This is a genomic window from Streptomyces sp. NPDC005496 (genome assembly GCF_042872045.1).
GTDB lineage: Bacteria > Actinomycetota > Actinomycetes > Streptomycetales > Streptomycetaceae > Streptomyces.
Genome location: NZ_JBIAJQ010000002.1, coordinates 563,470 through 588,175, shown reverse-complemented (window position 1 = coordinate 588,175; position 24,706 = coordinate 563,470). Strand labels below are relative to the sequence as shown.

The following is a 24,706-nucleotide window of genomic DNA, read 5'->3' as shown; positions in this document are numbered from 1 at the left end:
TCACCCCTGCCCCTCACGTGCCGGGCCTCCTCTGGTCCGTCGGCTCCCCGGCGCCGCCCTGTTCGGGCACCCGCGGGCTCAGCAGGTCGGCCGCCGCGCGCTGGTAGCGCAGCACCGCCTCCTCCGCGACCCGCAGATCGCAGGGCGCGCTCCACAGCATGCGGCGCGCCGCGTCGTAGCGCTCGATGAGGAACGGGTCCTCCGCGAGACCGTGCCGGGCGACCTTCGCCTTGTACGCGTCGAGCCGGCCGCGCAGCTCCGCGCGGACCGCCAGCGGCGCGGTGACGGCCGTCAACGACTCGCGGGCGCGCAGCAGTTCGTCCTCCGCCTTCTGCTCCAGCGACTCCAGGAGCGGGGAGAGGCGATGCCACTGCGCGTGCCTGCGGTACTCGGCGGCCGTCGCCAGCTGCTCGTGCAGCGCCGTCGGCGGACCGCTCACCGCGGGCACCTCGGACGCCGCGATCTTCGCCAGCACCTCACCGCGCGCGGACCGGGCCTCCGCCAGGGTGCGGTCGGCGCGCGAGAGCACGTCCCGCAGCCGCACGAGCCGCGCCTCCGCGTCCTGCCGCACCGTGAGCACCGCGTCGATCTCCCGTCGCACGTCCTCCAGGGCGCGCGCCTCGCGGTCGTACGCCGTCGTGTCCGGCCGGCCACCGCCGGGCGCCGAACTGCCCTGCGCGGGCAGCCAGAAGGCCAGCGGGTCGGAGATCACCTGCTCCCGCATCGACGTCAGCGTGCGCGTGATCCGCTCCAGGTCATCACCCGAGGGGTGCTCCCCGGGGCGTACGCCGACCGAGTGCGCGAGGCGGCGGGTGCGCTGGAGCTCCGCGGCCAGTAAATCGATCCGGGCCGGCAGCGCGGACCAGACGGCGTCCGCCGCCACGACCATGTCGAGCGAGGCCGCGTACAGCTCGTTCATCCGCTCCACGAGGGCGACCAGCGAGAACCGTTCGCTGAGCTTGCCCGAGCCGGCGAGCGTGGGCGCGTTCGCCGTGGCCGTGGCGCTGCCGGCGACGGTGACGCTCTCGCCGCGCAGCAGCTCCGTCAGCTCGGCCAGGTCCTCACGGCTCGACCAGCGCCGGCGCGCACGGATGCCGCGGGCCGCGCGCAGGGCGTCCGCGTACGCGTCGAAGTACGCCCACAGCAGGGTGATCGACGCCTCGGTGGCCGTCCAGCGCTCCTTGGTCGTGCCCGTGAGCTCGGCGCCTTCGAGGAGTCTGCGGCCCGCGTGGTCCTGGAGGGCGAGGAGCGAGGTCTCGATGGCCTCGTGCTCCGCGCCGAGCCGCGCCAGCGCACGGTCCACCTCGTCCCGGTCCATCACCGGCCCGGGGGGCCCCGTGACGCCCATCGATCACCTCTCGCTCTCGGTTGCTGCCTGTCGCCGGTCGTGGCACGTCACCTGTAGTGGGCCACCGGCGGCTTCGACGACGGCGACTTCTCGGGCAGGGTCGCGGACAGCCAGGTGTCGTAGGACGCCTGCCAGCCGCTCTTGCGGTAGTCCTCGATGACCTGGTTGACCCGGCGCACCAGGTCCTCGGCGTCCTTGTTCATCGCCACACCGTAGTACTCGGTGGTGAAGGTGCCGCCCTTGAGCTCGACCGTCGGGTCCTGCGCGGCCTGGCTCGCGGCCAGCGCGCCGTCGGTCACCACGGCGTCCACCTCGCCCAGCTGGAGCCGTACCAGGCAGTCGAGTTGGTTCGGGACGACGGTCCGCAGGTCGGCGGACGCGGGCAGCCGGCCCGCCTTCCGGTCGTCGGTGAGGGTCTCGTAGGCGGTGGAACCGTCCGCGGTGCAGATCCTCTTGCCGGCGAGGGTCTTGTCGTAGCCCTCGATGGCCGACTTCTTGGGGGCGAGCACCTGCTGACCGGTCATGAAGTACGGCGCGGAGAAGGCGACTTCGTCCAGGCGCTTGCAGGAGATCGTCATGGTGCGCACCACCATGTCGACCCGGCCCTCCCGGATGGCCGGGATGCGCTCGTTGGTGGGTATGGCCTGGAAGCGGATCTTGTCCGGGCTGCCGAGGATCGCCTCGGCGATCCGGCGCGCGAGATCGATGTCGAAGCCTTCCAGCTCGACCTTCTCCTTGGTGCTGTTCGGGTCCCGGTAGCCCCAGCGGTAGCTGTTCTGGTCGACGCCGACTTTCAGGTAGCCGCGCTCCTTGATGGCCTTGACCGTGTCGCCGCTCTCGTCGCCGGACGGGGAGGGGCTCAGGTCCTGCGGGTCCGTGCACTCCTCGGCCCTGGTCTGGCGGCCGTCGGCGACGCCCTGGCCGCCGATGCCCGTGCTGCCGTCCCCGCGCGCGTCGGCCAGCGGGAGCAGCAGCGCGAGAGCCGCGGTGAGGGCGCAGGCGAGCGCCATCGCGCCCACTCCGCCCCAGCCCCGCAGGCTCGCCCTCAGCCGTCGTACGGTCATGGCCGCTCCTCCTCTCACCGGTACTCCGAAAGCCTGCGCCCGATGCCGAGCACCGCCCCCGCCGCACCGAGCACCGCGAGGACGGCCGCGCCGACGGGCAGACCGGTCATGGCGCCCAGCCCGTCACCCGCCGACTGCCGGAACTCCCGCTCCTCGTGCCGCAGGGCCAGGTCCAGATTGTCGTCGACGCCGTCGAAGCACTCGCCGGTCGGTTTCTGCGCCGGGGTGCCGATGATCCTGTCGAGGGCGCCCTGGTAGTCGCCCGCGTCGTCGGCCCGGCGGGCCTCCAGGTGGCGGGACTTCCACACCTTCATGTTGCCGGTGGCGGTCGTGACGGGCTTCTCGCCCGCCGTGTCGTCCGCCAGCGCGGCCGCCTCGGCCAGGCCCTCGGTGAGGTCGCTCATCGACTTCTGGAAGTCGACGTCGAACCGGTCCTTGGGCTCGCCGCCGACGTCGACGGTCTCCGCGCCGCGGCTCACCAGGGTGAGCGTCTCGTTGCCGCGGGCCTTGAGGGAGGCGATCTGCGCGTCGTGCAGCACGTTCAGCGAGCGCACGCCGTGGTCGTAGGAGGAGTCGAGTCCGGCGCGGGCCACGCTGTGCCCGACGACCAGCCAGAGCAGGACCACCGCGGCGGCGGCCGTGGCGGCGGCCAGGCCATGGTTCAGCACGCGGTTGGTGCGCCGGTAGTGGCGCCGCTGGGTCCAGGCGAGCGCGCCGAGCACGAGCAGGCCCAGCGCGATCGCGGCCCAGGGGTAGGGGGTCGCGGCGGCGTAGTCGGAGCGCAGCCGGCGGTTCTCCGAGGTGTAGAGGTCCTCGGCGGCCGGGAGCATCTCCTTCTGCATCTTGTCGTTCGCGTACCGCAGGTAGGCGCCGCCGAGGGGGAAGCCCTGCCGGTTGTTGGCGCGGGCCCGCTCGACCAGGCCCTTGTACTGCGGCAGGAGCTTGTTCAGCTTGGTGATCGTGTCCGCCGAGGCCGAGCCTGGCTCGGAGTTCGCGGCGGCGGTGACCAGCTTGGCGGCCGCCGTCCTGATGTCCTTCTCGTACCGCTTCCGGGTGGCCTCCGGCTCCTGACCGCCCGCCAGGAAGCCGCTGGACGCCGCCGTGTTGGCGTCCGCGAGGGAGCGGTAGATGTCGGCCGCGTCGGAGCTCAGCGGCTGGCTCTTGTGCAGCACGTCGTCGGCGGCGGCCGAGCGGTCGGACATCTGCCAGGCGGTGACGGAGCCGAACGCGACGACCAGCAGCGCGAGGAGCGCGCCGATGATCCGCAGCCGGCCGGGCTCGGTCGTGGCGCCCGCACGCAGCCGGTCGACACCCTCGGACCAGGCGGTACGGCGCGGCGGGGCCGGGGCGGGCAGCGGACGCGCGGCCGGCACCGGCGCGGGCGGCCCGGCCTGCGGCGGCACGGCCGGGACCGCGGGCGCGGCCGGCGCCGGTGGCGCCGCACCGCCCTGCTGCGGATACGTCACGTGACCTCCCCCTGGTCCTTCGTCGGTCACCTCCGCCCGCCGCGCCGAGGGCGCGGGCGAAAGTGCACGGGCGCAAGTATCGCCGCCGCGGCGGACATCCGCACAGGCCTTGACTCGATCTTGTTCGGATCGCGGCACACCCGTCGGACTCCAGCACGGCGCACGACTCCCCGCGCCACCCCCCCTGCCCATGAATACGCGCGCCGGATCAGTTCGGTTCCCGGGCCGCGGCGGAGGGATCGCGCCCCCCGCCGCGCGGGAGTTCACGCCCCGTCGCGTACGGCGGTCACGTCCCCTTCGTAGGCGGCCCGCACGCGCGCGTGGACCTCGTCCGGGGCGCCGAGGTGGTCGAGGCCGAGGAGCGCGGCGCCGAGGACGGGGCTCGCCGTGACCACCCGGGGGACCGCCTTGGGGGCGCGGTCCGCGAGCAGTTCGCCGATCCGGTCGTCGAGCTGCGGGTGCCGGGCGGCGAGGATGCTGCCGCCGAGGAGGACCGGCACCTCCTCGTCCAGCAGTTCCAGGCGGGTCAGGGCGACCGCCGCCATGGCGACCACCTCGTCCGCGAGCCGGTCGACCAGCGCGCGGGCCGCCGGGTCGCCGTCCGCGGCGGTGGCGAACAGCACCGGGGTGAGCTCGTGCCGCCGGGCGTTGCCGATGTGCCCGAGGTGCAGGGCCTCGATCAGCGCGTACATCGAGCCGAGGCCGAAGTGGGCCGGGAGGGTGCGGGCCAGGGCCGTCGGTCCGCCCCGGCCGTCCTCGGCGCGCGCCGCGTGCCACAGGGCCTCCTCCGCGAGACCCCAGCCGCCGCCCCAGTCGCCGGAGATCCGGCCGATCGCGGGGAAGCGGGCGGTGCGTCCGTCGGGCCGCATGCCGACGCAGTTGATGCCCGCGCCGCACACCACGGCGACCCCGCGCGGCTCGGCGATCCCGGCCCGCAGGATCGCGAAGGTGTCGTTGCGCACGTCCACGCTCGCGCCCCACCCCCGCGCCTCCAGGGCGGCCGCCAACTGCTCCTCCTCCACGGGCAGATCGGCGTTGGCGAGACAGGCGGAGACATGGGCGACGGAGGTCACGCCCGCCGCGGCGTACGCCCGGCCGACCGCCGCGGCGACCGCGTCCACGGCCGGCCCGACGCCCACCGCGGGGGGCCGGAAGCCGCCGCCGCGGGCCGTGGCGAGCACCCGGCCGTCGGTGGACACGACCGCGATGTCCGTCTTGCTGTTCCCCGCGTCGATGGCGAGGACTCCTGCGCTCACGCCCACGCGAGGTGCTCCCGGTTGTGCGCGATCAGCCGGTCGGTGAGGGTGTCGGCGTAGGCGTACTGGCCCACCAGGGGGTGCGCGAGCAGGGCGCGGAACACCCGGTCGCGGCCCCCGCGCAGCGCGGCCTCCAGCGCCAGGTCCTCGTACGCCGTCACGTTCGCCATCAGCCCCGCGTACAGCGGGTCCACGTCCGGCACCGGCAGCGGCGTCGGCCCCTTGGTGCCGACCGCCGCCTGCACCTCGATCACCGCGTCGTCCGGCAGGAAGGGCAGCGTCCCCCGGTTGTAGGTGTTGACCACCTGGTAGGGGCTGCCGCCTCCGCCGAGCAGCGAGGCCGCCAGGTCCACGGCCGCCTCCGAGTAGTACGCGCCGCCGCGCCGGGCCAGCAGCTCCGGCTTCTCGTCGAGCGCCGGGTCGCCGTACATCCGCAGCAACTCCCGCTCCATCTCGGCCACTTCGGCGGCGCGCGACGGCTTCGTCCTGAGTTCGCGGACCACCTCGTCGTGCGCGTAGTAGTAGCGCAGGTAGTACGACGGGACGACGCCGAGCCGGTCGACGATGCTGCGGGGCAGGTGCAGGTCGTCCGCGACGGTGCCGCCGTGCTCGGCGAGCAGCCTGGGCAGGACGTTCTCGCCCTCGGGGCCGCCGAGGCGCACGCCGGTCTCCCAGGTGAGGTGGTTGAGGCCCACGTGGTCCAGGTGCACGTCGGCCGGTGCCACCCCGAGCAGTCCGGCGAACTTCCGCTGGAAGCCGATCGCCACGTTGCACAGCCCGACCGTCCGGTGGCCCGCCTGGAGCAGGGCGCGGGTGACGATGCCGACCGGGTTGGTGAAGTCGATGATCCAGGCGTCCGGGTTCGCGCGGCGGACCCGCTCGGCGATGTCCAGCACCACCGGAACCGTGCGCAGCGCCTTGGCGAGACCGCCCGCGCCCGTCGTCTCCTGCCCGACGCAGCCGCACTCCAGCGGCCAGGTCTCGTCCTCGTTGCGGGCGGCCTGCCCGCCGACGCGCAGCTGGAGCAGCACGGCGTCGGCGCCCTCGACCCCCGCGTCCAGGTCGGAGGTGGTGACGATCCTCCCCGGGTGTCCCTGCCGGGCGAAGATCCGCCGGGCCAGGCCGCCCACCAGCTCCAGTCGGTCGGCGGCCGGGTCGACGAGCACCAGCTCCTCGACGGGCAAGGTGTCCCGCAACCGCGCGAATCCGTCGATGAGTTCAGGGGTGTACGTGGAGCCCCCGCCCACTACTGCCAGTTTCATAGTCAGCCCTTCACTCCGGTGAGCGTGACGCCCTCGACGAACGCCTTCTGCGCGAAGAAGAACACGAGGATCACGGGGGCCATGACCAGGACGGTCGCGGCCATGGTGAGATTCCAGTCGGTGTGGTGCGCGCCCTTGAACGACTCCAGGCCGTAACTCAGTGTCCAGGCGGCGGGGTTCTCGGACGCGTAGATCTGCGGCCCGAAGTAGTCGTTCCAGGCGTAGAAGAACTGGAAGAGCGCGACCGCCGCGATACCGGGTTTCGCCATCGGCAGCACGACCCGCAGCAGCGTCCTGAGGTCCCCGCAGCCGTCGACCCGGGCCGCGTCGAGGTACTCGTTCGGGATGGTCGTCAGGAACTGCCGCAGCAGGAAGATGGAGAACGCGTCCCCGAAGGCCATCGGGACGATGAGCGGCCACAGCGTGCCGGACAGGTCCAGCTGCTTCGCCCAGAACAGGTACATCGGGATGACGACGACCTGCGGCGGCAGCATCATCATCGAGATGACCAGCATCAGCGACAGGTTCCGGCCCCGGAAGCGGAACTTGGCGAGCGCGTACGCCACCGGGATCGACGAGACGACGGTGAGGACGGTGCCGGCCCCGGCGTACAGCAGCGTGTTCTTCCACCAGGTCAGGAAGCCCGGGGTGTCGAAGACCTTTCGGTAGTTGCCCCACTCCCAGGTGTGCGGGATCAGGTCCCGGCTCAGGGCCTGCGAGTCGCTCATCAGCGAGGTGAGGAAGACGAAAACGAAGGGCAGCACGAAGAAGAGCGCGGCCGCCACGCCCAGCGCGTGCACGGCGATCCATTCCAGGAAGGCCCTGCGGCGGGCGGTGCGCTCGGCCGGTGAGACAGGCCGGGGCCGCAACTCCACCGGTTTGTCGAGTACTTGGGTCATGGTCAGTCACCTGCCTGGATGAGACCGCCCCGGCGCCGCATCAGGAACGCGGTGAACACCATGGACAGGGCGAACAGCACCAGCGCGACCACACAGGCGGAGCCGTAGTCGAAGCGCTGGAAACCGAGGTTGTAGACGAGCTGCGGCAGGGTGAGCGTCGACTTGTCCGGATAGCCGGGCTCGAACTGCGTTCCCGCGCCCTGGATGACGCCCGAGGCGACCTTCCCGGCGATCAGCGGCTGCGTGTAGTACTGCATCGTCTGGATCACCCCGGTGACCACGGCGAACATCACGATCGGCGAGATGTTCGGCAGGGTCACGTACCGGAAGCGCTGCCAGGCGGAGGTGCCGTCCAGCTCCGCGGCCTCGTACTGCTCCTTCGGGACGTCGAGCAGCGCCGCCATGAAGATGACCATGAGGTCGCCGACGCCCCACAGGGCGAGCATGGTGAGCGCGGGCTTGGACCAGGCGGGGTCGTTGAACCAGCCGGGGGCCGGGATGCCGATGCCCTCCAGGATCGAGTTCACCGGTCCCGTGCCCGGGTTGAGCAGGAAGGCGAACGCCATCGTGGCGGCGACGGGCGGGGCCAGGTAGGGCAGGTAGAAGAGGGTCCGGAAGACGCCCGTCCCGGTCCTGATCTTCGTGATCAGCAGCCCGACGCCCAGTCCGAACAGGACCCGGAGGCTGACCATCACGACGACGAGCCACAGGGTGTTGCGCAACGCGGGCCAGAACAGGGGGTAGTTCTGGAAGACGTAGACCCAGTTCTTCAAGCCGCTCCACGTCGGCGGCTTGAAGCCGTCGTAGTGCATGAACGAGAAGTAGACGGTCGAGAACAGCGGATAGGCGAAGAAGACCGCGAACCCGACGAGCCAGGGCGACATGAAGGCGGCCGTGCGCAGCGCCGCCCGGCGGCGCTTGGCGCGCAGTGTGTACGTGGCGCTCATGGACGTGTCACTTCGCCTGGGCGATGTCCGTGTCGATCTGGGCGGCGGTCTTCCTCAGACCGGCCTCCAGATCCCGCGCCTTGCCGCTCTCGTAGTCGTAGCCGAACTGCTGGATCGACACGAGGTAGGTGCCGCCGTTGATCGAGGCGGGGGTCGTCGTGGAGTGGGGGTTCGACGCGATGTCCAGGAAGGTCTTGAAGCGCGGGTCGTACTTCAGCTTCGGGGACTTGAGGGCTTCCAGTGTGGACGGCACGTTGTGGATGGCGTTGGCGAAGCCGACCACCGCGTCCGTGTCCGTGGTCATGTACTTCACGAGTTCCCAGGCCGCGTTCTGCTTCTTGCTGGTGGCGGCGATGCCGGCGATGGTGCCGGTGATGTAGCCCTTGCCGTACTGGTCGGCCTGGTCGTCGGGCACGGGCAGCGGCGCCACGCCGATCTCGAAGCCGGGCTTGGCCTCCTCGGCCATGCCGAGCCGCCACTCGCCGTCCAGCTGCATCGCGACCTGGCCGGTGTGGAAGGGGTGCTTGGGACCCCACTCGTCACCGAGCTTGGACCGGAACTTCTCCAGCTTCTGATAGCCGCCGAGCGCGTCGACCAGCCGCTTCTGGAGGGTGAACCCCTTCTTGAAAGCGGGGTCCTTCGCGATGTTCGACTTGCCCTCGCTGTCGAAGTACGTCGGCGAGAACTGCCCGAAGTAGTGCTCGGTGGTCGACTCCCAGCCGTGGTAGTTCGGCATGAACCCGAGTTGGGAGTAGGAGTCCCCCTTGGTGACGGTGAGCTTCTCGGCGTCCTTCTCGAACTCGGACCAGGTCTTCGGCGGCGCGGTGATGCCGGCCTTCTCGAAGGCGGTCTTGTTGTAGTAGAGCCCGTAGGCGTCACCGAGCAGCGGCACGGTGCAGCGGTTGCCCTCGAACTGGGTGTACTCGTTCATCGCCTTCGGGAACGTCTTCTCCGGGTCGATGTCCGCCTTCTCGAAGAAGGGGCCGAGGTCGACGAAGGCGCCGGACGAGCAGAACTTGCCGACGTTGTTGGTGGTGAAGGAGGAGACGACGTCGGGGGCCTTGTCGCCGCCCGCGCGCAGCGCCTGGTTGATCTTGTCGTCCGTCATGTTGCCGACGACGTTGACGTGGATGTTGGGGTGCTTCTTCTCGAAGCCCGCGATGAGCGACTTCACGGCCTTGACCTCACCGGGCGCGCTCCAGGCGTGCCAGAAGTTGAGCGTCGTCTCCTTGGACGCGTCGTCGCTGCCGCCGGAGTCGGACTGGCCGGTACAGGCGGTGGCGAGGAGGGCTATCGAGGCGGACGCGGCCAGCGCGACGACCGCTTTCCGGGACATTCCGGGCATGACGGGGTCTCCCTAGGACGGGCGGGACTGCAGGGGACGCGGGGGGTGGGTGGATCGGACGGTGCCGGGATACGGCGGGGTCAGCGCGAGGTGTCGAAGACCTCGTCGCGGGTGGCCGCCAGCGCGCTCTCCAACGCGCCGCGCAGCACGGGGTGTTCGCGCACGTCGCCGACGACGAGCCGCGGACGGGACGGGGCCAGTTCCTCCAGCTCCGCCTGGACCAGGGCCCGCAGCGGTTCACCGCCGGCGGTGAGGGAGGCGCCGCTGAGCACGACGAGTTCGGGGTCGAGGACGGAGACGAGTGAGGCCAGACCGGTGGCCAGCCCGGTCGCGTACGTCTGGAGCAGCCGCAGGTGCGGCCCCTCGTTCACGGCGGCGGCCTGGGCGACGAGGGCGGCGGCCACCTCGGCGTACGGCCCGCTCGGCACCGGCCGGATGCCCAGCTCGCGGGCGAGCGCCGGGATCGCCTGGGAGCCGGCCAGCTCCTGGTAGCCGCCGCTGTTGGCCCGGGTCACCTGCCGGACCAGGGGTGCGCCGGGCACCGGCAGGAACCCGACCTCGCCGGCGCCGCCGGTCCAGCCGCGGTGCAGCCGTCCGCCGAGGACGAGTGCGGCGCCGAGACCGCCCTCGTTCCACAGCAGGACGAAGTCCTCGTGACCGCGGGCCGCGCCGAGCCGCTGCTCGGCGACGGCGACGAGGTTCACGTCGTTCTCGTACTCGACGGGCATCGGCAGCGCCGCGGCCAGCTCGTCGAGGAGGCTGGGGGAGTGCCAGCCGGGCAGGTGCGAGGCGTAGCGCAGCCGTCCGGTGGTGGGGTCGAAGGCGCCCGGTGTGGCGATGACGAGCCGGTGCACGTCGTCGCGGGCGAGCCCCGCAGCCTTCACCGCCCCGTCCAGCGCGTCGGTGACCTGCCGGACCACGGGCTGCGCCGGACGCCGGCCGGGCGTCGGCAGCTCGAACTCGCCCACCGTGCGGCCGGTGACGTCGGCGACGGCGGCCCGGACGCGCTCGGGGGTGACGTCGAGTCCGGCCGCGTGGGCGGCGTGCGGGTTGACGGCGTACAGCTGGGCGTTGGGGCCCGGGCGGCCCTCGCTGGTCCCGGTGGCGAGCACCAGGCCGGCGGCCTCCAGGCGGGCGAGGAGCTGGGAGGCGGTGGGCTTGGACAGCCCGGTCAGCTTGCCGATCCGGGTGCGGGACAGCGGGCCGTGCTCCAGGAGGAGGTCCAGGGCGGCGCGGTCGTTCATGGCGCGCAGGACGCGCGGAGTGCCCGGCGTACCGGCTGATCCGGCCATGTCGTCCCCACCTGCCTCTCGGCTGCCCAGCTTCCCAGTGCCGCGGCGGCGACGTCCACGCGGGGGCCGGGGAGACCCCGCCGCAAGATCACTGTTAGGAAAGTTTCCTGTTCGATGGGAGGAACGTAGGCGCGGTGCCGTGAGGGCGTCAAGAGAGACCGCCCCCGCGGCAACAGAGTCGTTACCCGCGGGGGCGGTCGTGGTGGGTCCGCGCAGTGCGCCGGGGGCTACCTCTGCGGGGACCTCGGGGCGATCGGGGACGCGGCCTCCGACTGCGGGGACGCCGAGTTCGCGTACACCGAGGGCGCCGCCACCGCGGCCGTCGGGTCCGGGGCCGGCGTCTCCTCCGGCTGGACCGTGGACCCGCCGACGATCCGGATGTCGGCGGCGTCGAAGGCGCGCTTGATGCGCCAGCGCAGCTCGCGCTCCACCGTCAGGGCCTTGCCCGGCATGGTCTTCGCCGAGACGCGGACCACCATCGAGTCGAGCAGGACGCTGTCGAGGCCGAGCACCTCGATCGGGCCCCACAGCAGCTCGTTCCAGGGCTCCGCCTTGCTCATGGCCTCGCTGACCTCGTTGAGCACCGACCGGACGTGGTCCAGGTCCTCAGAGGCGCGGACGGTGACGTCGACGCCCGCCGTGGCCCAGCCCTGGGAGAGGTTGCCGATGCGCTTGACCTCGCCGTTGCGGACGTACCAGATCTCGCCGCTGTCGCCGCGCAGCTTCGTGACGCGCAGGCCGACCTCTATCACCTCGCCGGAGGCCACCCCGGCGTCGATGGTGTCGCCGACGCCGTACTGGTCCTCCAGGATCATGAACACGCCGGACAGGAAGTCCGTGACCAGGTTGCGGGCGCCGAAACCGATGGCCACGCCGGCCACACCGGCGGAGGCGAGCAGGGGCGCGAGGTTGATCTCGAAGGTGCCGAGGACCATCAGCGCGGCCGTGCCCACGATCAGGAAGGACGCCACCGACCGCAGCACCGAGCCGATGGCCTGGGACCGCTGCCGGCGCCGCTCGGCGTTCACCAGCAGCCCGGCGAGCGCGGTGCCGTCGACGGCCTGCGCGGTCCGGTTCATCCGTTCTATGAACTTGGTGATCGCCCGGCGCACCGCGATTCTGAGGGCCACCGCGATGACCACGATCAGCAGGACCCGCAGACCGATGCTGAGCCAGGTGGACCAGTTCTGCTCGACCCAGCTGGCGGCGTTGGTCGCGCTCTCCTGGGCGTCCTGAAGCGGGTCGGCCGTCGTCGAGGGTGACGGCGACGGGGTCGCGGTGGCCGACAGGACGGACAAGAACACGGGGTGTACCTCCAGGCGTAGCGGTCCGCCCGCGGCCGGAAATCACGAGAAGGACACCGTCGGGCAGACCCACCACACTAACGGGGCATCGTGTGTGGATCGTTGCCGTCCGCGAGGGAGAGACTGTGCTCACCCGGGGATGAAGAAGGTGTGGTCGAAAACACTCCCAGCCCGTTACCGGGACATGGTGGCGCTTCCACCAGGCATGAGGGGACACTGGCCACAGATCGTCCCGGCGCGAGCCACGCGCCGCCGGCGTACAAGGAGGCATCCGTGCCGCATGTCCTGGTCCTCAACGCGTCGTACGAGCCACTCGGCGTCGTACCGCTCCGCCGCGCGCTCGTCCTCGTCCTGGAGAACAAGGCAGTCTCCCTGGAGGAATCCGGCGCCTTCATGCACAGCGCGACCGTTACTGTCCCCGCACCCAGCGTGGTCCGGCTGAAGAGGTTCGTCCGGGTCCCCTACCGGGGCCCCGTCCCGCTGACCAGGCGAGCCCTGTTCGCCCGGGACGGCGGCCGGTGCATGTACTGCGGTGGCGTCGCAACCAGCGTCGACCACGTCGTCCCGCGCAGCCGCGGGGGTCAGCACGCCTGGGACAACGTGGTGGCGTCGTGCCGCCGCTGCAACCACGTCAAGGCCGACCGCCACCTGGTCGAGATCGGCTGGCGCCTGCGCCACAAACCCGCCCCGCCGACGGGGCTCGCCTGGCGCATCATCGGAACCGGCCATCGCGACCCGCGCTGGCTGCCCTACCTGCAGCCGTACGGCGCCGAGGACGCGATGGCCCGGATCGACGGCATCTCCGCCTGACGATCCGGGCTTTTGCACACCCCTGCCCGTCCCGCACGGCCCCGCCTCAGCCGCGGGGTCCTTCGGGGCGGGCGCCACGCCATGCGCAGAGCGCCGAGCCGGACACGAAGAGTGCCAGCGCGACGCCCCACGCGGCCGGCTGCGGGCCCGACTGAAGCGGCCAGGCGAGCACTGTCTCGTTTCTCACACGGGGTGAGGCGGCCGAGAGGTACACCGAGCTGAGGTACAGCGTCGTCGGCAGCCAGCTCGCCCGGGCGCCGGTCACGACCGCCGCGGCCGCCGTGAGGCCGACCGCGCCCAGCGTGTTGCGGACCATCGCCGCCGCGCCGAACACCTCCGCCCGCCCGGGCACGGCGAGCGCCAGCAGCAGCGCCGCGAGCGCGCCGAGGACCAGCAGGTGCGCCAGGCGCCGGGGCCACCAGGGCCGTACGGCCGTGTCGTCCAGCTCCCGCGCGTACGAGTGGAGGCTCACCCCGACCGCCGCCGAGGCCGCCAGCGGGGCGAGCGAGAGCAGCGGGACCCTGCGGTACGGGTCCAGGTAGGTCTCCGGCCGGCTCGCCGCCCACAGGGTGAGCAGGGCGGCGCCGGCCAGCACGGCGGCCGTCATGGGCAGGGTGCGGGAGCGGGCGTACAGGACGAGGGGAGCGGGCGGCGTCTTCACAGGGACGGGACCTCTCTCTCGTCCGGTGCGCAGTCCCGGGCGGTCGCGAACCAGCGGCCGAGCCAGGCGCGGCGCTCCTCCACGGTCATCGCGGCGAGGCGGGCGTACGCCTCGTCCTCGTCCCGGTAGCGGGCGAGGGCCTCCGTGTCGCCGCTCTTGCGGGCCGCTTTCACGAAGTACCGGCGCAGGTCGCGGGACAGGCGGTCCGGCGCGAGCCAGCGCAGCACGGCCTCGTCCGCGATCCGCACGCGTCGTGACGAAGGGCTTCCTTCGCAGTCCGCCCTGACCAGCATGTGCGCGGCCTCCCAGGCGTACCGCTCCGGATTTGTGAGCTCGCCGCGTACGACGCCCCACCCGAAGGGCGTCAGTACCGGCAGCTGCGCCTCGTCCTCGTGCGGGTCGCGCCCCAGGTCCTCGAAGCGCACCGGCACGTTCCGGACGCCCGCCAGCCGGCCGGTGAGACCGGACAGCGCGTCGGTCACCTCCGGCAGCAGACCGGGGTGGGTGGCGTTCACGCACACGTGCGGTGTGGTCGAGGTGTCGCACACCTGCCGGTGGAACCGCGGGTTGTCGGGGAGCACCCCGTCACCCGTACGGAGGAGCAGGACGGCGGCGCCCAGTGCGGCGGCCAGCGGCAGCAGCGCGGCGGGGCGGCGGCGCGCGGTGACGACCAGGACCGCGGCGGCGGCCAGCCCGCAGGCCCACAGGGCCGCGAGGAGCGGATACCACCACACCGGCACCGCCCGGTCGCCGTGCCCCCGCACCTGGGCGAGCGCCAGCAGGCGCAGACCGGAGCGCGAGGTGCCGAGGACGCCGCACAGGACGTAGCCGCAGATCGCCAGCGCCGGCGCGGTCAGCCGCCAGGGCAGCGCCCGGCCCGCCACGTGGCCGAGCAGCGTGCACGCGGCGATCGAGACGGCGGTGCCCGCGACGACCGTCGGGGCGGGGTGGCCCGCCGACGTGTAGGGCGCGCAGGCGGCCAGCGCCCCGGCCGCCGTGAGCAGGTAGGCGGCCGCCAGCCAGCAGCCAAGCGGCAGGGCCGCCGTGAGGAGCTGGGCCAGCGGTCCGCGGGCGCCCGAGGTGCGCAGCTCCGCCATCCCGGAACGGCGTTCCCGGCCGCCCTGCCACGCGCCCGCCGCCAGCGCGAAGGGCGCGCCGACCAGCCCCGCCGCGTCGCCGAGCCTGGTGGTCGTCCCGCCCCAGCTGCCCTGCCACTGCGCGGCGGTGGCCGCGAGGGGCCACGCCAGCGCCACGAGCAGTGCGGCGCCCGCCCAGGGGGCGAACCCGCGCAGGAACTCGGTGCGCATCGGGTGGCGCGCGCGGCGGCCGCGGGGCGCGGGAGCGGTGCCCCGGTCCGGCGGAAGAGCGGTGGTGCGGTCCTCGTCCGGTCGCGTGCCTACGCTCATCGGCCGGCCTCCGCGGAGGCGCCGGCGCGGTGGGCGCGCAGGGCCGCGGTGTAGCCGCGCTCCATGGCGTTGCCGTCGGCTGCGGTGCCGTCCGCGCCGAGGTCGGCCAGCGATCGCGGGGTTCCCCGGTAGGCGACCCGGCCCGCCTCGATCAGGGTGACGTCCGTGCAGGCGGCGGCCACGTCCTCGACCAGGTGGGTGGAGACGACGACGGTGGCCGCCCGGCCCAGTTCCCGCAGCAGGGCGCGGAACTCGACGCGCTGCTCGGGGTCGAGGCCCGCGGTGGGCTCGTCCAGCAGCAGGACGCGGGGTGCGTTCACGATCGCCTGCGCGATGCCGACGCGTCGGACCATGCCGCCGGAGAGCGTCCTGACCTTCGCGTCGAGGCGGTCGGCGAGCCCGACCCGGGTGACCGCGTGCTCGACGGCGGCCGGGACAGCGGCCGCGGGCATCTCCTTCAGCCAGGCCACGTACGCCACGAACTCCCGCACGGTGAACCCCGGGTAGTACCCGAACTCCTGCGGTAGATAGCCCAGTTCACGGCGTACGGCGGTCCGCTCCCGGTGCCGGCCGAGGTCGCCGCCGAGCATCTCCACGCGGCCCGCGGCGGGCTCCGCGACCGTCGCGAGGACGCGGACGAGGGAGGTCTTGCCGGCCCCGTTCGGACCGAGCAGCCCGTGGACCCCGGGACCGAGGTCCAGGTCGACGGCGTCCAGCGCGAGCGTCCTGCGGTGGCGGACGGTCAGCCCCCGGACGCGGACGGCCGGGGAGCCGGGCGCGGTGCCGTCCGGTGCGCGGGGCGCGGGCGGGGTGGTGGTGCCGGGGTTCACATCGTCTCCAGACGGTCGTACGCGGTGCGGCGCGCGACGAGGACCAGGGCGCAGAGCGCGGACGCCGCCGCCCAGGTCCACTGCGGCGAGGCGCCGGTGAGGTAGAGGGAGAGCTGCCGGGCGAGCCGGACCGTGACTCCGGCCCCGGAGTCCGCGAGGACGGGCGCGGCCAGGGCGAGCAGCCAGCCGCCGCCGACCGCCGCAGACGCGGCCCGGCAGCCCACGAACCCGGACAGCGCCAGGGTGGCCAGCGTCAGGGCGAGCCCGGGCAGCAGCCAGGCGGCCGCCGCCGGCACCTCCGGCGCCCCGGAGCCGGTGGCGGGCAGCAGGAACCCCGCGAGGGTCAGCAGCGGCAGGCTCAGCGCGAGGACGGCGGCCGTCCGCGTCAGCAGCAGGCGCAGCCCGCCGGAGGGCGAGGCGGCGGCGATCTCGTGCAGGGGATCGGCGTGCCGGCCGTAGGACAGGGCGACCCCGGCGACCGGGACGACCGGGGCGACGGCCGGCAGCAGCGGGCGCACGGCGTCGAACCCGCCGCCGTACGCGAGGGCCAGCGCCCCCGCGGCCACCAGGACCACGGCCGCCGCCCAGGCCCCGCGCAGCGCGGGCCCGGCGGCCCACAGGACGCGCCCGAGCCGCCCCCCGACGGCCCGGACCCGCACGGGCGCCGGGGCCCGGGCGGGTGCCGGGGCCGCGTGCAGGACCGCGTCCCGCACCTCGGCCAGCACCGCCCCGGCGGTGCCCGTCCGCGCCGCCCGCGAGGTCCGAGCGGCGCACGCGGCGCAGCCCTCCAGGTGCTTCTCCAGGGACCAGGCGTCCGGCTCCGGCAGGCCGCCGTCCGTGTAACGGGTGATCAGGTCGTCGGGTGCGTGCCAGCCGGTCATGCCGGACCTCCCAGCGGGGACGGGCCCGGGGCCCCGGACGGATGCAGGTGGGCGAGGGCGGCGCGCAGTTCGGCGCGGGCGCGCATGGCGCGGGTCTTGACCGTGCCCTCGGGGATGCCGAGGAGCCGGGCCGTCTCCCGGGTCGTGAGCCCGTCGACCACCGTGGCCCGCAGCACCTCGCGGAGCTCGGGGGAGATGCGGTCGAGCGCCGTGCCGACGTCGCCGTACTCCAGGCCCGCCAGCACCCGCTCCTCGGCGGAGGCCACCGCCACCGGTGCCTCGTACTCGACCCGCGCGGCCCGCTCCTGCACCCGGCGGGCGTCAACCAGCCGCCGGGCCGCGAGCGTCCACAGCCAGCCGCCGGCCTGCTCACCCCGGTGGGAGGCCGCCGACCGCCACACCGCCACGAAGGTGTCCTGGAGCACCTCGCGCACGACCTCGGGGTCCGCGCAGCGCCGGGTCAGCCGCGTGTGCAGCCACCCGGCGTGCCGGTCGTACAGGGCGGCCATCGCCGCCGAGTCCCCGTCCGCGACGGCCCGCAGCAGCGCCGCGTCCGTGACGTCCTCCCGGTGGCCCCCCATGGGGCGGAACAGTCTCACACCCCGTCTATCGGCCCCCGGGACGCCGCCGGTTCACCGTCCGGCACACGGTTCACGGGCGGGCGCCGCCTCAGCCGGCGACGCCGTACGCCTCCACCGACCAGAGCGAGTAGCCGTACCGGGTCGCGCGCTCCTCTCCCCGGACGCGCACGAAGCGCACGTCCCGCTCGTCCATGCGCACCGACTCCCGGCCGCCCCGCCCGTCCCGCACCGCCGCCGCCGTACGCCAGACGCGGCCGTCCGCGGAGACCTCGACGCGGTAGGCGGAGGCGTACGCGTCCTGCCAGCGCAGCGCCACCCGGCCCAGGCGCACCGGCCGGGGCAGCTCCAGCTGCCACCAGGCGTCGTCGCGCGCGGGCGAGGACCACCGCGTCCGCGGGTCGCCGTCGTTCGCCGCGGACGCCGGGAAGTCCGCCGTCTCGTCGCCGGAGGACGTGGCCCGCGCGCCTCGGGCGAGGTCGGGTCCCGCCGTGCGGGGGAACGCGCGGACGGTGAGGGTGCGGGTCTCCCCGCGGAAGGCGACGCGGACGGTGTACGTCCCCGAGGGCGTCTTCTTGGGCACCTCGATCTCGACCGGGACGGAGAGGTCCGTGCCGCGCCGCAGGCGCACCGGCGCCGCCGGGACGCGCACCCGGACACCCTCGGGCGCCCGCACCGTGAGCTTCCCGCGGACGTCGGAGGGACGCAGGGGGACCAGCCGTGCCGTCACCGACGCCGTGCCGCCGATCGCCACGTCCGTCTCCGCGCGCCCCAACTCCAGCCTCGCCTCCGGGGAGTCGGCGAACCACGGCACCAGGTGCCGTACCCGCGACGGCTCGGGTCCGGTCACCCGCAGGGCGTCCGCGCTCACCTTGGCGGCGGTCTCGGTCGCGCCGCCGGGCGCGAGGTCGCCGAGGCGCCGCCAGCCCTCGCCGGGGACGTGCGCCTCGACGGTGCCGGTCGTCCCGGGCTCGGTGAGCACCGTGACGGCGGTCAGCGGGCGGGCCCGCGCCAGGCGCACGGAGCGGGCGACGCGCTGCTCGCCCCCGCCGCCTTGTCCGGCGCGGTCCGGCGCGGGCTCGTGGTCGAGGCCCGCCCAGGTCTCGTACGCCTTCGACGCCCGCGCCAGGAACGGGCCGAGCACGCCCTTGCCCACCGTCACCGGGCTCGACGCGAGGTCGGCGCGCAGGCGGACCAGGGAGCGGTAGGCGTCCCAGGCCGCCGTGGCGTCGCCGTCCGACTGGGCGCTCAGCATGGCGACGGCCGTGTCGCCCGCCGTGCCGTAGCGCGCCAACTGCTCGCTCCAGGGCCGTACTTCGGACGCCAGTGAACGGCCCGGCAGGTGGTGGGGCGTCTCCCGCATGACCGCGAACGCGGCCCGCAGCCGCCGCGTCGCCGGGTCGCCCGCCGCGCGGTCCGGCGCCGCCCGGCCCCGCCAGAACGCCTCGACGAGCGGGCGCAGGTACGCCGACTCGTCGCCGCCGAGCACCGACGACGCGTCGTTCCCGGCCAGCGCGCTCAGCGCCCGCCCGCCCCGCGCGTCACCGCCCGCGAGGTCGTCGACCGCGGCCCGCCAGGAGTCCTCGGGGCGGTAGTCGCGGGGGTTCCAGGCGTAGTCGGCGGCGGTGAAGAGCGGGACGCGGGAGGCCTCCGCCTGCTGCATCGCGTTCGCCAGCAGCCCCGCCGAGCCGGTGGCGACGGCGGGCTCGCGGCCCCGGTACGGGCCGAGGAAGATCCGGTCCTGCGCGTAGTCGTTGACGGGGTAGTTGTCCATGGTGACCAGCGGATGCCCGAACGCGTCCCGGGCGGCGGCCAGTTCACGGCCGGTGATGGTGCGCGGCACGACACCGACGCCCGTCCACGCCACCTCGACGCCCTCGTCCAGCGCGTCCGCCAGCGCCCGCCGGTACGCGGTCGCGCCCTCCTGGTAGTACTCGGTCGGCATGAGGGACAGCGCCGCCGCGTCCGGGTGCCGTGCGGCCAGCCGCCGGGCCACCGCGTTCGCCACCCGCGCCTGCGCCCGCGCCGCCGCCTCCGGGCCCGAACCGAACTCCTCCGCGTCCGCCCCGCAGTGCCACTCGCTGTAGCTGACGTCCTGGAACTGCAGCTGGAAGGCACGGAACCCCAGCGCCCACATGGCGTCGAGCTTGCGCGTGAGGGCCGCCACGTCGGCGTCCGAGGAGAAGCACATCGCCTGCCCCGGCGCGACCGCCCAGGCCGGGGTGACGTGATCGCGCACCGCCCGGTCCGTCAGCTCCCGGAAGTCGGCGCGCTGCCGCGCCGGGTACGGCTCGCGCCAGCGCGCCTGCCGGTAGAGGTCGTCGCCGGGCGCGTACAGGTAGCGGTTCTGCTTGGTGCGGGCCATGAAGTCCAGCTGGGCCAGGCGCTGTTCGTGGGTCCACGGGGTGCCGTAGAAGCCCTCGGTGGTGCCCCGGACCGCGGTGCCCGGCCAGTCGCGGACCCGGACGCCGGCGATCCGCCCGCGGCCGTCGACCAGTTGGCGGAGCGTCTGCACGGCGTGGAACAGGCCGTCCTCGCCGGCCCCGGCGAGGGCGACGGTGGCTCGGCCCGCGACCCGTCCGACGGCCAGCCGGTAGCCCCCGGACGGGAGGTCGGCGCGGGGCGGGGCACCGAGCGCGGTCAGGGCCTCGTCCAGCGGGGTCGCGGCGCGGACGCCCAGCGCGTGCGCGCCCTCGGTCGCCGCGCTGCCGGCGTGCCCGCCGAAGGGGTACGCGCTCCGGCCGCCCGTACCGTCGGCGCCCGTCGAGCCGGGGCCCTGGGCCGTCCTGTCGTGCGCCCTCTCCACGCCCGCGCGCACCACCAACGCGCCCGCGCGCAGGGCGGCTTCGGGGATCGGGTCGCCGTCGCGCACCGTCGTGACCTTCCGCGCGCCGGCCTGCCACAGCAGCGAACGCAGCGCGTCCAGGGCGTACGGATCGGCCGCCGCGTCGGCGACCAGGACCACCTCGCCGGTGACCGCGACGGCGGTGCCCCCGGTGTCCAGGGACTGCGGACGGGGCCAGACCGCGGGCCCGGCGCCCGCATCCGGCGCGTCCGCGGCGGCGGGCGCCGGGTCGGCGACGGCCTCGGGCGCGACGCCCAGCGCGCCCGCCGCGAGGAGCAGCGCGACCACGGCCGCGCCCGGCCCCCGGCGAAGCGGTACGCCACCAGGCCCCCGCACGGGCCGCACCGCCCGCTGTCCCCGCCGAAGCAGCACGGCTCCCCACCCGCCCCGGAGCTGCAACAGCCCTCCCTCGTCGACCGGTCCACCCCGCACGGCTCGGTCGGGGCGGCATCGAGCCCACCATCCACGCGGTCGCGGTGTCAACGGAAGGGGCCGACGTGCCGCGTGCGCCTCACGTGGCGGATCAGCCCGGCGTCCGGCGCGGAGCCGCCCCTGGCGTCACCCGGCTGCCTTCTGGTGCCGCGGCCGCCCCTGGAACAGAATGTGACCAAGGACACCTTGGGCGTTCGTGCACGTCTGCGGCCGCGCTCACTGGGTAGGGCTGCGACAACCCGCGTCCAGCCTTACGACGACAAGGAGACCCTCGTGGCCGCTTCGGCGCACCTTCTGCTCTCGGCCCTCTCCAAACCCTCGGCGGAGTCCTCCGCCGATTCCCGCGACCCCGGCCTCACCCCGAAACAACGGGACGGACGGCCCACCCGCGTCCCCGAGTGGGACACCCTCGGATTCCCTCCCCGGGCGGGCGACAGCGCCGAGGGCTCCTGGGGCGAGGCCCCGCTGACCAGTGAGCCCCCGCTGCCCGACGCCGAGCCCCTGACCAGCGAACCGCCGCTCTCCGACGCCGCCCACCTGACCAGCGAGCCGACCTCGACCGGCGCCGCCGCGGGAGTCTAGATGGCACCGTCCCCGCCGGCCGAGTCCGCCGAGTGGCCCCCGTCCGGTGCCGCGCCCGCCCGGCCGGCCGAGTCCGCCGGGACCCCGCTGTCCCGGCTCGCCGCGCTGCACGGCGTGGCCACCTCCTACAGCCCCTCCCCGGACCGCACGGTCCCCGCCTCCGACACCGCGGTCACCGCGGCCCTCGCCGCCCTCGGCGTCGACGCGAGCACCCCGCAGGCCGTCCTCACCGCCCTCGCCGCCCGCGAGGCCGAATTACGCGAGCGGCTGCTGCCCCCGACGATCGTGTCCTGGGGAGGCGACCTGCCCGCCGCGCTGGCCGGCCTGCCCGACGGCACCCGGCTGCGCGTCGAGACCGAGCAGGGCGACACCCGCGACTCCGCCGCGCACCTCGCACCCGGCGTCCACACACTGCACGCTCAGGCGCCCGACGGCCGCACCGCCGACGTCCACCTCGTGGTGGCCCCGGACCGGCTGCCCGCCCCGCCCGGACGCACGCACGGACTCCTCGTCCAGCTCTACTCCCTCCTCTCCCGGCGCTCCTGGGGCATGGGCGACCTCGGTGACCTCCGCGAGCTGGCCACCTGGGCGGGCCGCGCGCTCGGCGCCGGATTCGTCCAGCTGAACCCGCTGCACGCGGCCGTCCCGGGCGCGCCCACCGACCCGTCCCCCTACCGGCCCTCCTCCCGCCGCTTCCCCGACCCCGTGCACCTGCGCGTCGAGGACGTGCCCGAGTTCGCCTACGCCGAGGACCGGGAGCGGCTCGACGCCCTGCGCCTGCGCGCCGCGGAACTGCGCGACACCGTCCTGAACAAGGGCGCGCTCATCGACCGCGACGCCGTGTGGGAACTCAAGCGCGCGGCACTCGAACTGATCCGCACGGTCCCGCTCGGCCCCGGCCGCCGGGCCGCCCTCGACGACTTCGTCGCCGAGGAGGGCGCCGCCCTGGAGGACCACGCCACCTGGTGCGCGCTGGCCGAGGCGCACGGCTCCGACTGGCACACGTGGCCCGCGGGGCTGCGCGACCCCCGTTCGGCCGAGACCGCCCGTGCCCGCGCCGAGCTGAAGGACCGCGTCGACTTCCACACCCGGCTCGCCTGGCTCACCGACGCCCAGCTCACCGCCGCCCAGCGCGGCGCCCGCGACGCCGGCATGCCGGTCGGCCTCGTCCACGACCTGGCCGTCGGAGTCCACCCCGGCGGGGCCGACGCCTGGGCCCAGCAGGAGTACTTCGCGGCCGGCACCACCGTGGGCGCCCCGCCCGACGCCTTCAACGCCCTGGGCCAGGACTGGGGTCTGCCGCCCTGGCGCCCCGACCGCCTGGCCGCGTCCGGCTACGCCCCCTTCCGCAGCCTCCTGCGCGCCCTCTTCCGCCACGCGGGCGCCCTGCGCATCGACCACGTCATGGGCCTGTTCCGGCTCTGGTGGATTCCCCGGGGCCAGGCCCCCACGGACGGGACCTACGTCCGCTACGACGCCGAGGCGATGCTCGCCGTCCTGGTGCTGGAGGCCTCGCGCGCCGGTGCCCTGGTGATCGGCGAGGACCTCGGCACCGTCGAGCCCGGCGTACGCGAGGCGCTCCAGGAGCGCGGGGTGCTCGGCACCTCCGTGCTGTGGTTCGAGCGGGACTGGGCCGGCGACGGACTCCCGCTGCCCCCCGAACGCTGGCGCGCCGACTGCCTCGCCACCGCGACCACGCACGACCTGCCGTCCACCGCCGCCCGCCTCACCGGCGAGCACGTGGAACTGCGCGACAGCCTGGGCCTGTTGACCCGGCCGGTGGCGCAGGAGCGGGCCGAGGCGGCGGCCGACACGGGGGAGTGGCTGGCGCTGCTCACCGGGCTGGGGCTGCTGGAGGACACGGGCGGCGACCTCGCGCCGGCGTCCGAGGAGGCGGCGATCCAGGCCGTGCACCGGTTCCTGCTGCGCACCCCGGCCCGCATGGTCGGCGTCTGGCTGCCCGACACGGTCGGCGACCGCCGCCCGCAGAACCTGCCCGGCACCTGGGACCAGTACCCGAACTGGCGGCTGCCCGTCGCCGACGCCGAGGGCCGCCCGGTGACGCTGGAGGAACTCGCCGAGTCACCCCGGCTGCACGCCCTGATGGACGTCCTGCGGCGCGAGCCGGCGGAGCGGAGGAGCCGGGCGGAGTCGGGCGACTAGGAGCCCCGGAGCCGCCTTGGGACGCGGGGCGTCCGGGGTGGCCGGGCGTTCGGGTCCGGTGGGGGGTGACGCCCGGTCCGGTGGCCCGCCGCTTCGGCGGGCTCCCGGACGCCGGCCGTGGCCTCGCGCGCGCCCCGGAGCGGGCACTCGCGCCCGGCGCGTGATTCCTCGTACGGCACCCCGGACGCGCGGCTCCGCCGGGCGTTCGCTACGTTTGCACCGTGGACAAGAAGAACGCCCTGCGCGCCGGCGCCCTGGCTGCCGGTACGACGCTGATGATGCTGCTCATGTCGTCCCCCGCGCTCGCGCTGAACCGCGACGACGGTGACCAGCCCGGCAGCGGACTGAGCGTGATCGAAACGCTGGGTCTCTATGTCGCGGCGCCGATCGTGCTGTTCCTGGTCATCGCCGGTCTCGTGATGGTCCTGGACAAGTCCCCGAAGCAGCCGAAGCCGCAGAAGCAGAGCTGACCCGGCGCGTCCGGACGTCCGCGTCCGGGCCGTACCGGTCAGCCCTTCCGCCTTCCGCCGCCCGACGTCACGTCGCCGAGGGAGTCCGCACCCGAGTGGGGTGCGGACTCCCTCGACGCGTTTGGGCCCCCGCCCGCCTCACCGCTCCGCCGCCGTGCGGCCGCCGAGGGTCACGTCCGCGGGCGGTCCGTGAGGCAGCGGCGCACCTCCCCGCACCGATCCGCCCCGGCCCTGGGACCGGGACCGGGTCCGGCTCACGCCGTCGTCGTGCCCGCGAGCAACAGACGCAGCAGACCGGCCAGTTGGCCCGCCTGATCCGGGTCCAGGGCGTCGAGCGCCTCGGTCTGGACGGCGAGACCCGCGCCCACCGCCTCGTCGATCAGGCGGTACCCCTCGTCCGTCAGGGTCACCTGGAGCCCGCGCCGGTCGTGCGGATCGGGTGACCTGCGCAGCAGCCCCGCGCGCTCCAGCTTGTCGAGGCGGCCGGTCATCCCGCCCGTGGTCAGCATGAGCGTCGCCGAGAGCTGGCGGGGCGAGAGCGCGTACGGCTCCCCGGACCGGCGCAGGGTCGCCAGCACGTCGAACTCGCCGCGCGAGATCCCGAACCGCGTGTACGCCTTCTCCATGCGGTCTCCCATCGCCCGTGAGAGACGGAAGATGCGGCCGAAGACCTCCATCGCCGCGGTGTCGAGGTCGGGCCGCGCGACGGCCCACTGCTCGATGATCGCGTCGACGGCGTCCTTGCTCGGTGGGTTCCCGGTCATGGGAGGAGTATCGGGCCGCGCCTCGGTCGGTCGCAAGAAAGTGGCTCATGGGTAAGTGGCTTTTCGCTAAGCGGCTTGACGCTAAGTTGCTTAGCGCTAAG

At 74.4% G+C, this 24,706-nt stretch carries 21 protein-coding genes; 4 read left to right on the top strand and 17 right to left on the bottom strand.

Going from position 1 to position 24,706, the window contains the following annotated elements:
• Positions 1 to 13 precede the first annotated feature (13 nt).
• The 10 genes from ACFYQQ_RS07125 to ACFYQQ_RS07080 all read right to left on the bottom strand — a co-directional run bounded on the left by ACFYQQ_RS07125 (position 14) and on the right by ACFYQQ_RS07080 (position 12,183).
• On the bottom strand, positions 14 to 1,348 hold the full coding sequence (locus ACFYQQ_RS07125; RefSeq protein ID WP_355789719.1) for a hypothetical protein: 1,335 nt from the start codon (positions 1,346 to 1,348) through the stop codon (positions 14 to 16).
• 47 nt (positions 1,349 to 1,395) lie between these two features.
• A complete protein-coding gene (locus tag ACFYQQ_RS07120) occupies positions 1,396 to 2,412 on the bottom strand; it encodes a glutamate ABC transporter substrate-binding protein (protein WP_356164940.1) in 1,017 nt (338 codons plus the stop codon).
• Between the two features lie 14 nt (positions 2,413 to 2,426).
• Positions 2,427 to 3,878 (bottom strand): hypothetical protein, encoded by a 1,452-nt coding sequence (locus ACFYQQ_RS07115; RefSeq protein WP_356164943.1) that lies wholly within the window; start codon positions 3,876 to 3,878, stop codon positions 2,427 to 2,429.
• 263 nt (positions 3,879 to 4,141) lie between these two features.
• Entirely contained in the window at positions 4,142 to 5,140 is a 999-nt protein-coding gene (locus tag ACFYQQ_RS07110) for a BadF/BadG/BcrA/BcrD ATPase family protein (protein WP_355782725.1), read from the bottom strand.
• The gene (locus ACFYQQ_RS07105; protein WP_355782723.1) at positions 5,131 to 6,396 is read right to left on the bottom strand and encodes a 6-phospho-beta-glucosidase; all 1,266 of its coding nucleotides are present in this window, start codon (positions 6,394 to 6,396) and stop codon (positions 5,131 to 5,133) included. The genes ACFYQQ_RS07110 and ACFYQQ_RS07105 overlap by 10 nt, the downstream gene beginning before the upstream one ends.
• Positions 6,397 to 6,398: 2 nt before the next feature.
• Positions 6,399 to 7,295, bottom strand: coding sequence for a carbohydrate ABC transporter permease (locus ACFYQQ_RS07100; protein ID WP_355782720.1), 897 nt, complete (start codon positions 7,293 to 7,295; stop codon positions 6,399 to 6,401).
• 2 nt (positions 7,296 to 7,297) lie between these two features.
• A complete protein-coding gene (locus ACFYQQ_RS07095) occupies positions 7,298 to 8,242 on the bottom strand; it encodes a sugar ABC transporter permease (RefSeq protein ID WP_355782717.1) in 945 nt (314 codons plus the stop codon).
• A 7-nt stretch (positions 8,243 to 8,249) separates the two neighbouring features.
• Positions 8,250 to 9,587: an ABC transporter substrate-binding protein gene (locus tag ACFYQQ_RS07090; protein ID WP_355782714.1), complete on the bottom strand. Its 1,338-nt coding sequence runs from the start codon at positions 9,585 to 9,587 to the stop codon at positions 8,250 to 8,252.
• A gap of 80 nt (positions 9,588 to 9,667) precedes the next feature.
• The gene (locus tag ACFYQQ_RS07085) at positions 9,668 to 10,879 is read right to left on the bottom strand and encodes an ROK family transcriptional regulator (protein ID WP_355782711.1); all 1,212 of its coding nucleotides are present in this window, start codon (positions 10,877 to 10,879) and stop codon (positions 9,668 to 9,670) included.
• Positions 10,880 to 11,106: 227 nt separating this feature from the next.
• The gene (locus ACFYQQ_RS07080; protein WP_355782708.1) at positions 11,107 to 12,183 is read right to left on the bottom strand and encodes a mechanosensitive ion channel family protein; all 1,077 of its coding nucleotides are present in this window, start codon (positions 12,181 to 12,183) and stop codon (positions 11,107 to 11,109) included.
• A gap of 273 nt (positions 12,184 to 12,456) precedes the next feature.
• Here ACFYQQ_RS07080 and ACFYQQ_RS07075 point away from each other — a divergent pair, with 273 nt between their 5' ends.
• The gene (locus tag ACFYQQ_RS07075; protein ID WP_355782705.1) at positions 12,457 to 12,993 is read left to right on the top strand and encodes an HNH endonuclease; all 537 of its coding nucleotides are present in this window, start codon (positions 12,457 to 12,459) and stop codon (positions 12,991 to 12,993) included.
• Between the two features lie 46 nt (positions 12,994 to 13,039).
• Here ACFYQQ_RS07075 and ACFYQQ_RS07070 read toward each other — a convergent pair whose 3' ends face one another.
• The 6 genes from ACFYQQ_RS07070 to ACFYQQ_RS07045 form a co-directional block, all read right to left on the bottom strand.
• Positions 13,040 to 13,600 carry a hypothetical protein gene (locus tag ACFYQQ_RS07070; protein WP_355782727.1) on the bottom strand — a complete coding sequence of 187 codons (561 nt, stop codon included), beginning with the start codon at positions 13,598 to 13,600 and terminating at the stop codon, positions 13,040 to 13,042.
• Between the two features lie 50 nt (positions 13,601 to 13,650).
• Positions 13,651 to 15,060 (bottom strand): hypothetical protein, encoded by a 1,410-nt coding sequence (locus ACFYQQ_RS07065; protein WP_388903800.1) that lies wholly within the window; start codon positions 15,058 to 15,060, stop codon positions 13,651 to 13,653.
• Entirely contained in the window at positions 15,057 to 15,806 is a 750-nt protein-coding gene (locus tag ACFYQQ_RS07060; RefSeq protein ID WP_355795789.1) for an ATP-binding cassette domain-containing protein, read from the bottom strand. Before ACFYQQ_RS07060 ends, ACFYQQ_RS07065 begins: the two co-directional genes overlap by 4 nt.
• An 80-nt stretch (positions 15,807 to 15,886) precedes the next feature.
• A complete protein-coding gene (locus tag ACFYQQ_RS07055) occupies positions 15,887 to 16,771 on the bottom strand; it encodes a zf-HC2 domain-containing protein (RefSeq protein ID WP_388903798.1) in 885 nt (294 codons plus the stop codon).
• On the bottom strand, positions 16,768 to 17,352 hold the full coding sequence (locus ACFYQQ_RS07050) for an RNA polymerase sigma factor (protein WP_355794948.1): 585 nt from the start codon (positions 17,350 to 17,352) through the stop codon (positions 16,768 to 16,770). Before ACFYQQ_RS07050 ends, ACFYQQ_RS07055 begins: the two co-directional genes overlap by 4 nt.
• Positions 17,353 to 17,440: 88 nt before the next feature.
• Positions 17,441 to 20,482, bottom strand: a complete 3,042-nt coding sequence (locus ACFYQQ_RS07045; protein ID WP_388903795.1) for a beta-N-acetylglucosaminidase domain-containing protein — start codon at positions 20,480 to 20,482, stop codon at positions 17,441 to 17,443.
• 417 nt (positions 20,483 to 20,899) lie between these two features.
• Here ACFYQQ_RS07045 and ACFYQQ_RS07040 point away from each other — a divergent pair, with 417 nt between their 5' ends.
• The 3 genes from ACFYQQ_RS07040 to ACFYQQ_RS07030 all read left to right on the top strand — a co-directional run bounded on the left by ACFYQQ_RS07040 (position 20,900) and on the right by ACFYQQ_RS07030 (position 23,841).
• Complete coding sequence (locus tag ACFYQQ_RS07040) at positions 20,900 to 21,208, top strand: hypothetical protein (RefSeq protein ID WP_355795198.1); 309 nt, start codon at positions 20,900 to 20,902, stop codon at positions 21,206 to 21,208.
• Entirely contained in the window at positions 21,209 to 23,371 is a 2,163-nt protein-coding gene (gene malQ / locus ACFYQQ_RS07035; protein WP_356164968.1) for a 4-alpha-glucanotransferase, read from the top strand.
• A 221-nt stretch (positions 23,372 to 23,592) separates the two neighbouring features.
• Positions 23,593 to 23,841 (top strand): hypothetical protein, encoded by a 249-nt coding sequence (locus ACFYQQ_RS07030; protein ID WP_356164971.1) that lies wholly within the window; start codon positions 23,593 to 23,595, stop codon positions 23,839 to 23,841.
• 254 nt (positions 23,842 to 24,095) lie between these two features.
• Here ACFYQQ_RS07030 and ACFYQQ_RS07025 read toward each other — a convergent pair whose 3' ends face one another.
• Positions 24,096 to 24,605, bottom strand: coding sequence for a MarR family transcriptional regulator (locus ACFYQQ_RS07025; protein ID WP_355796083.1), 510 nt, complete (start codon positions 24,603 to 24,605; stop codon positions 24,096 to 24,098).
• Positions 24,606 to 24,706 lie beyond the last annotated feature (101 nt).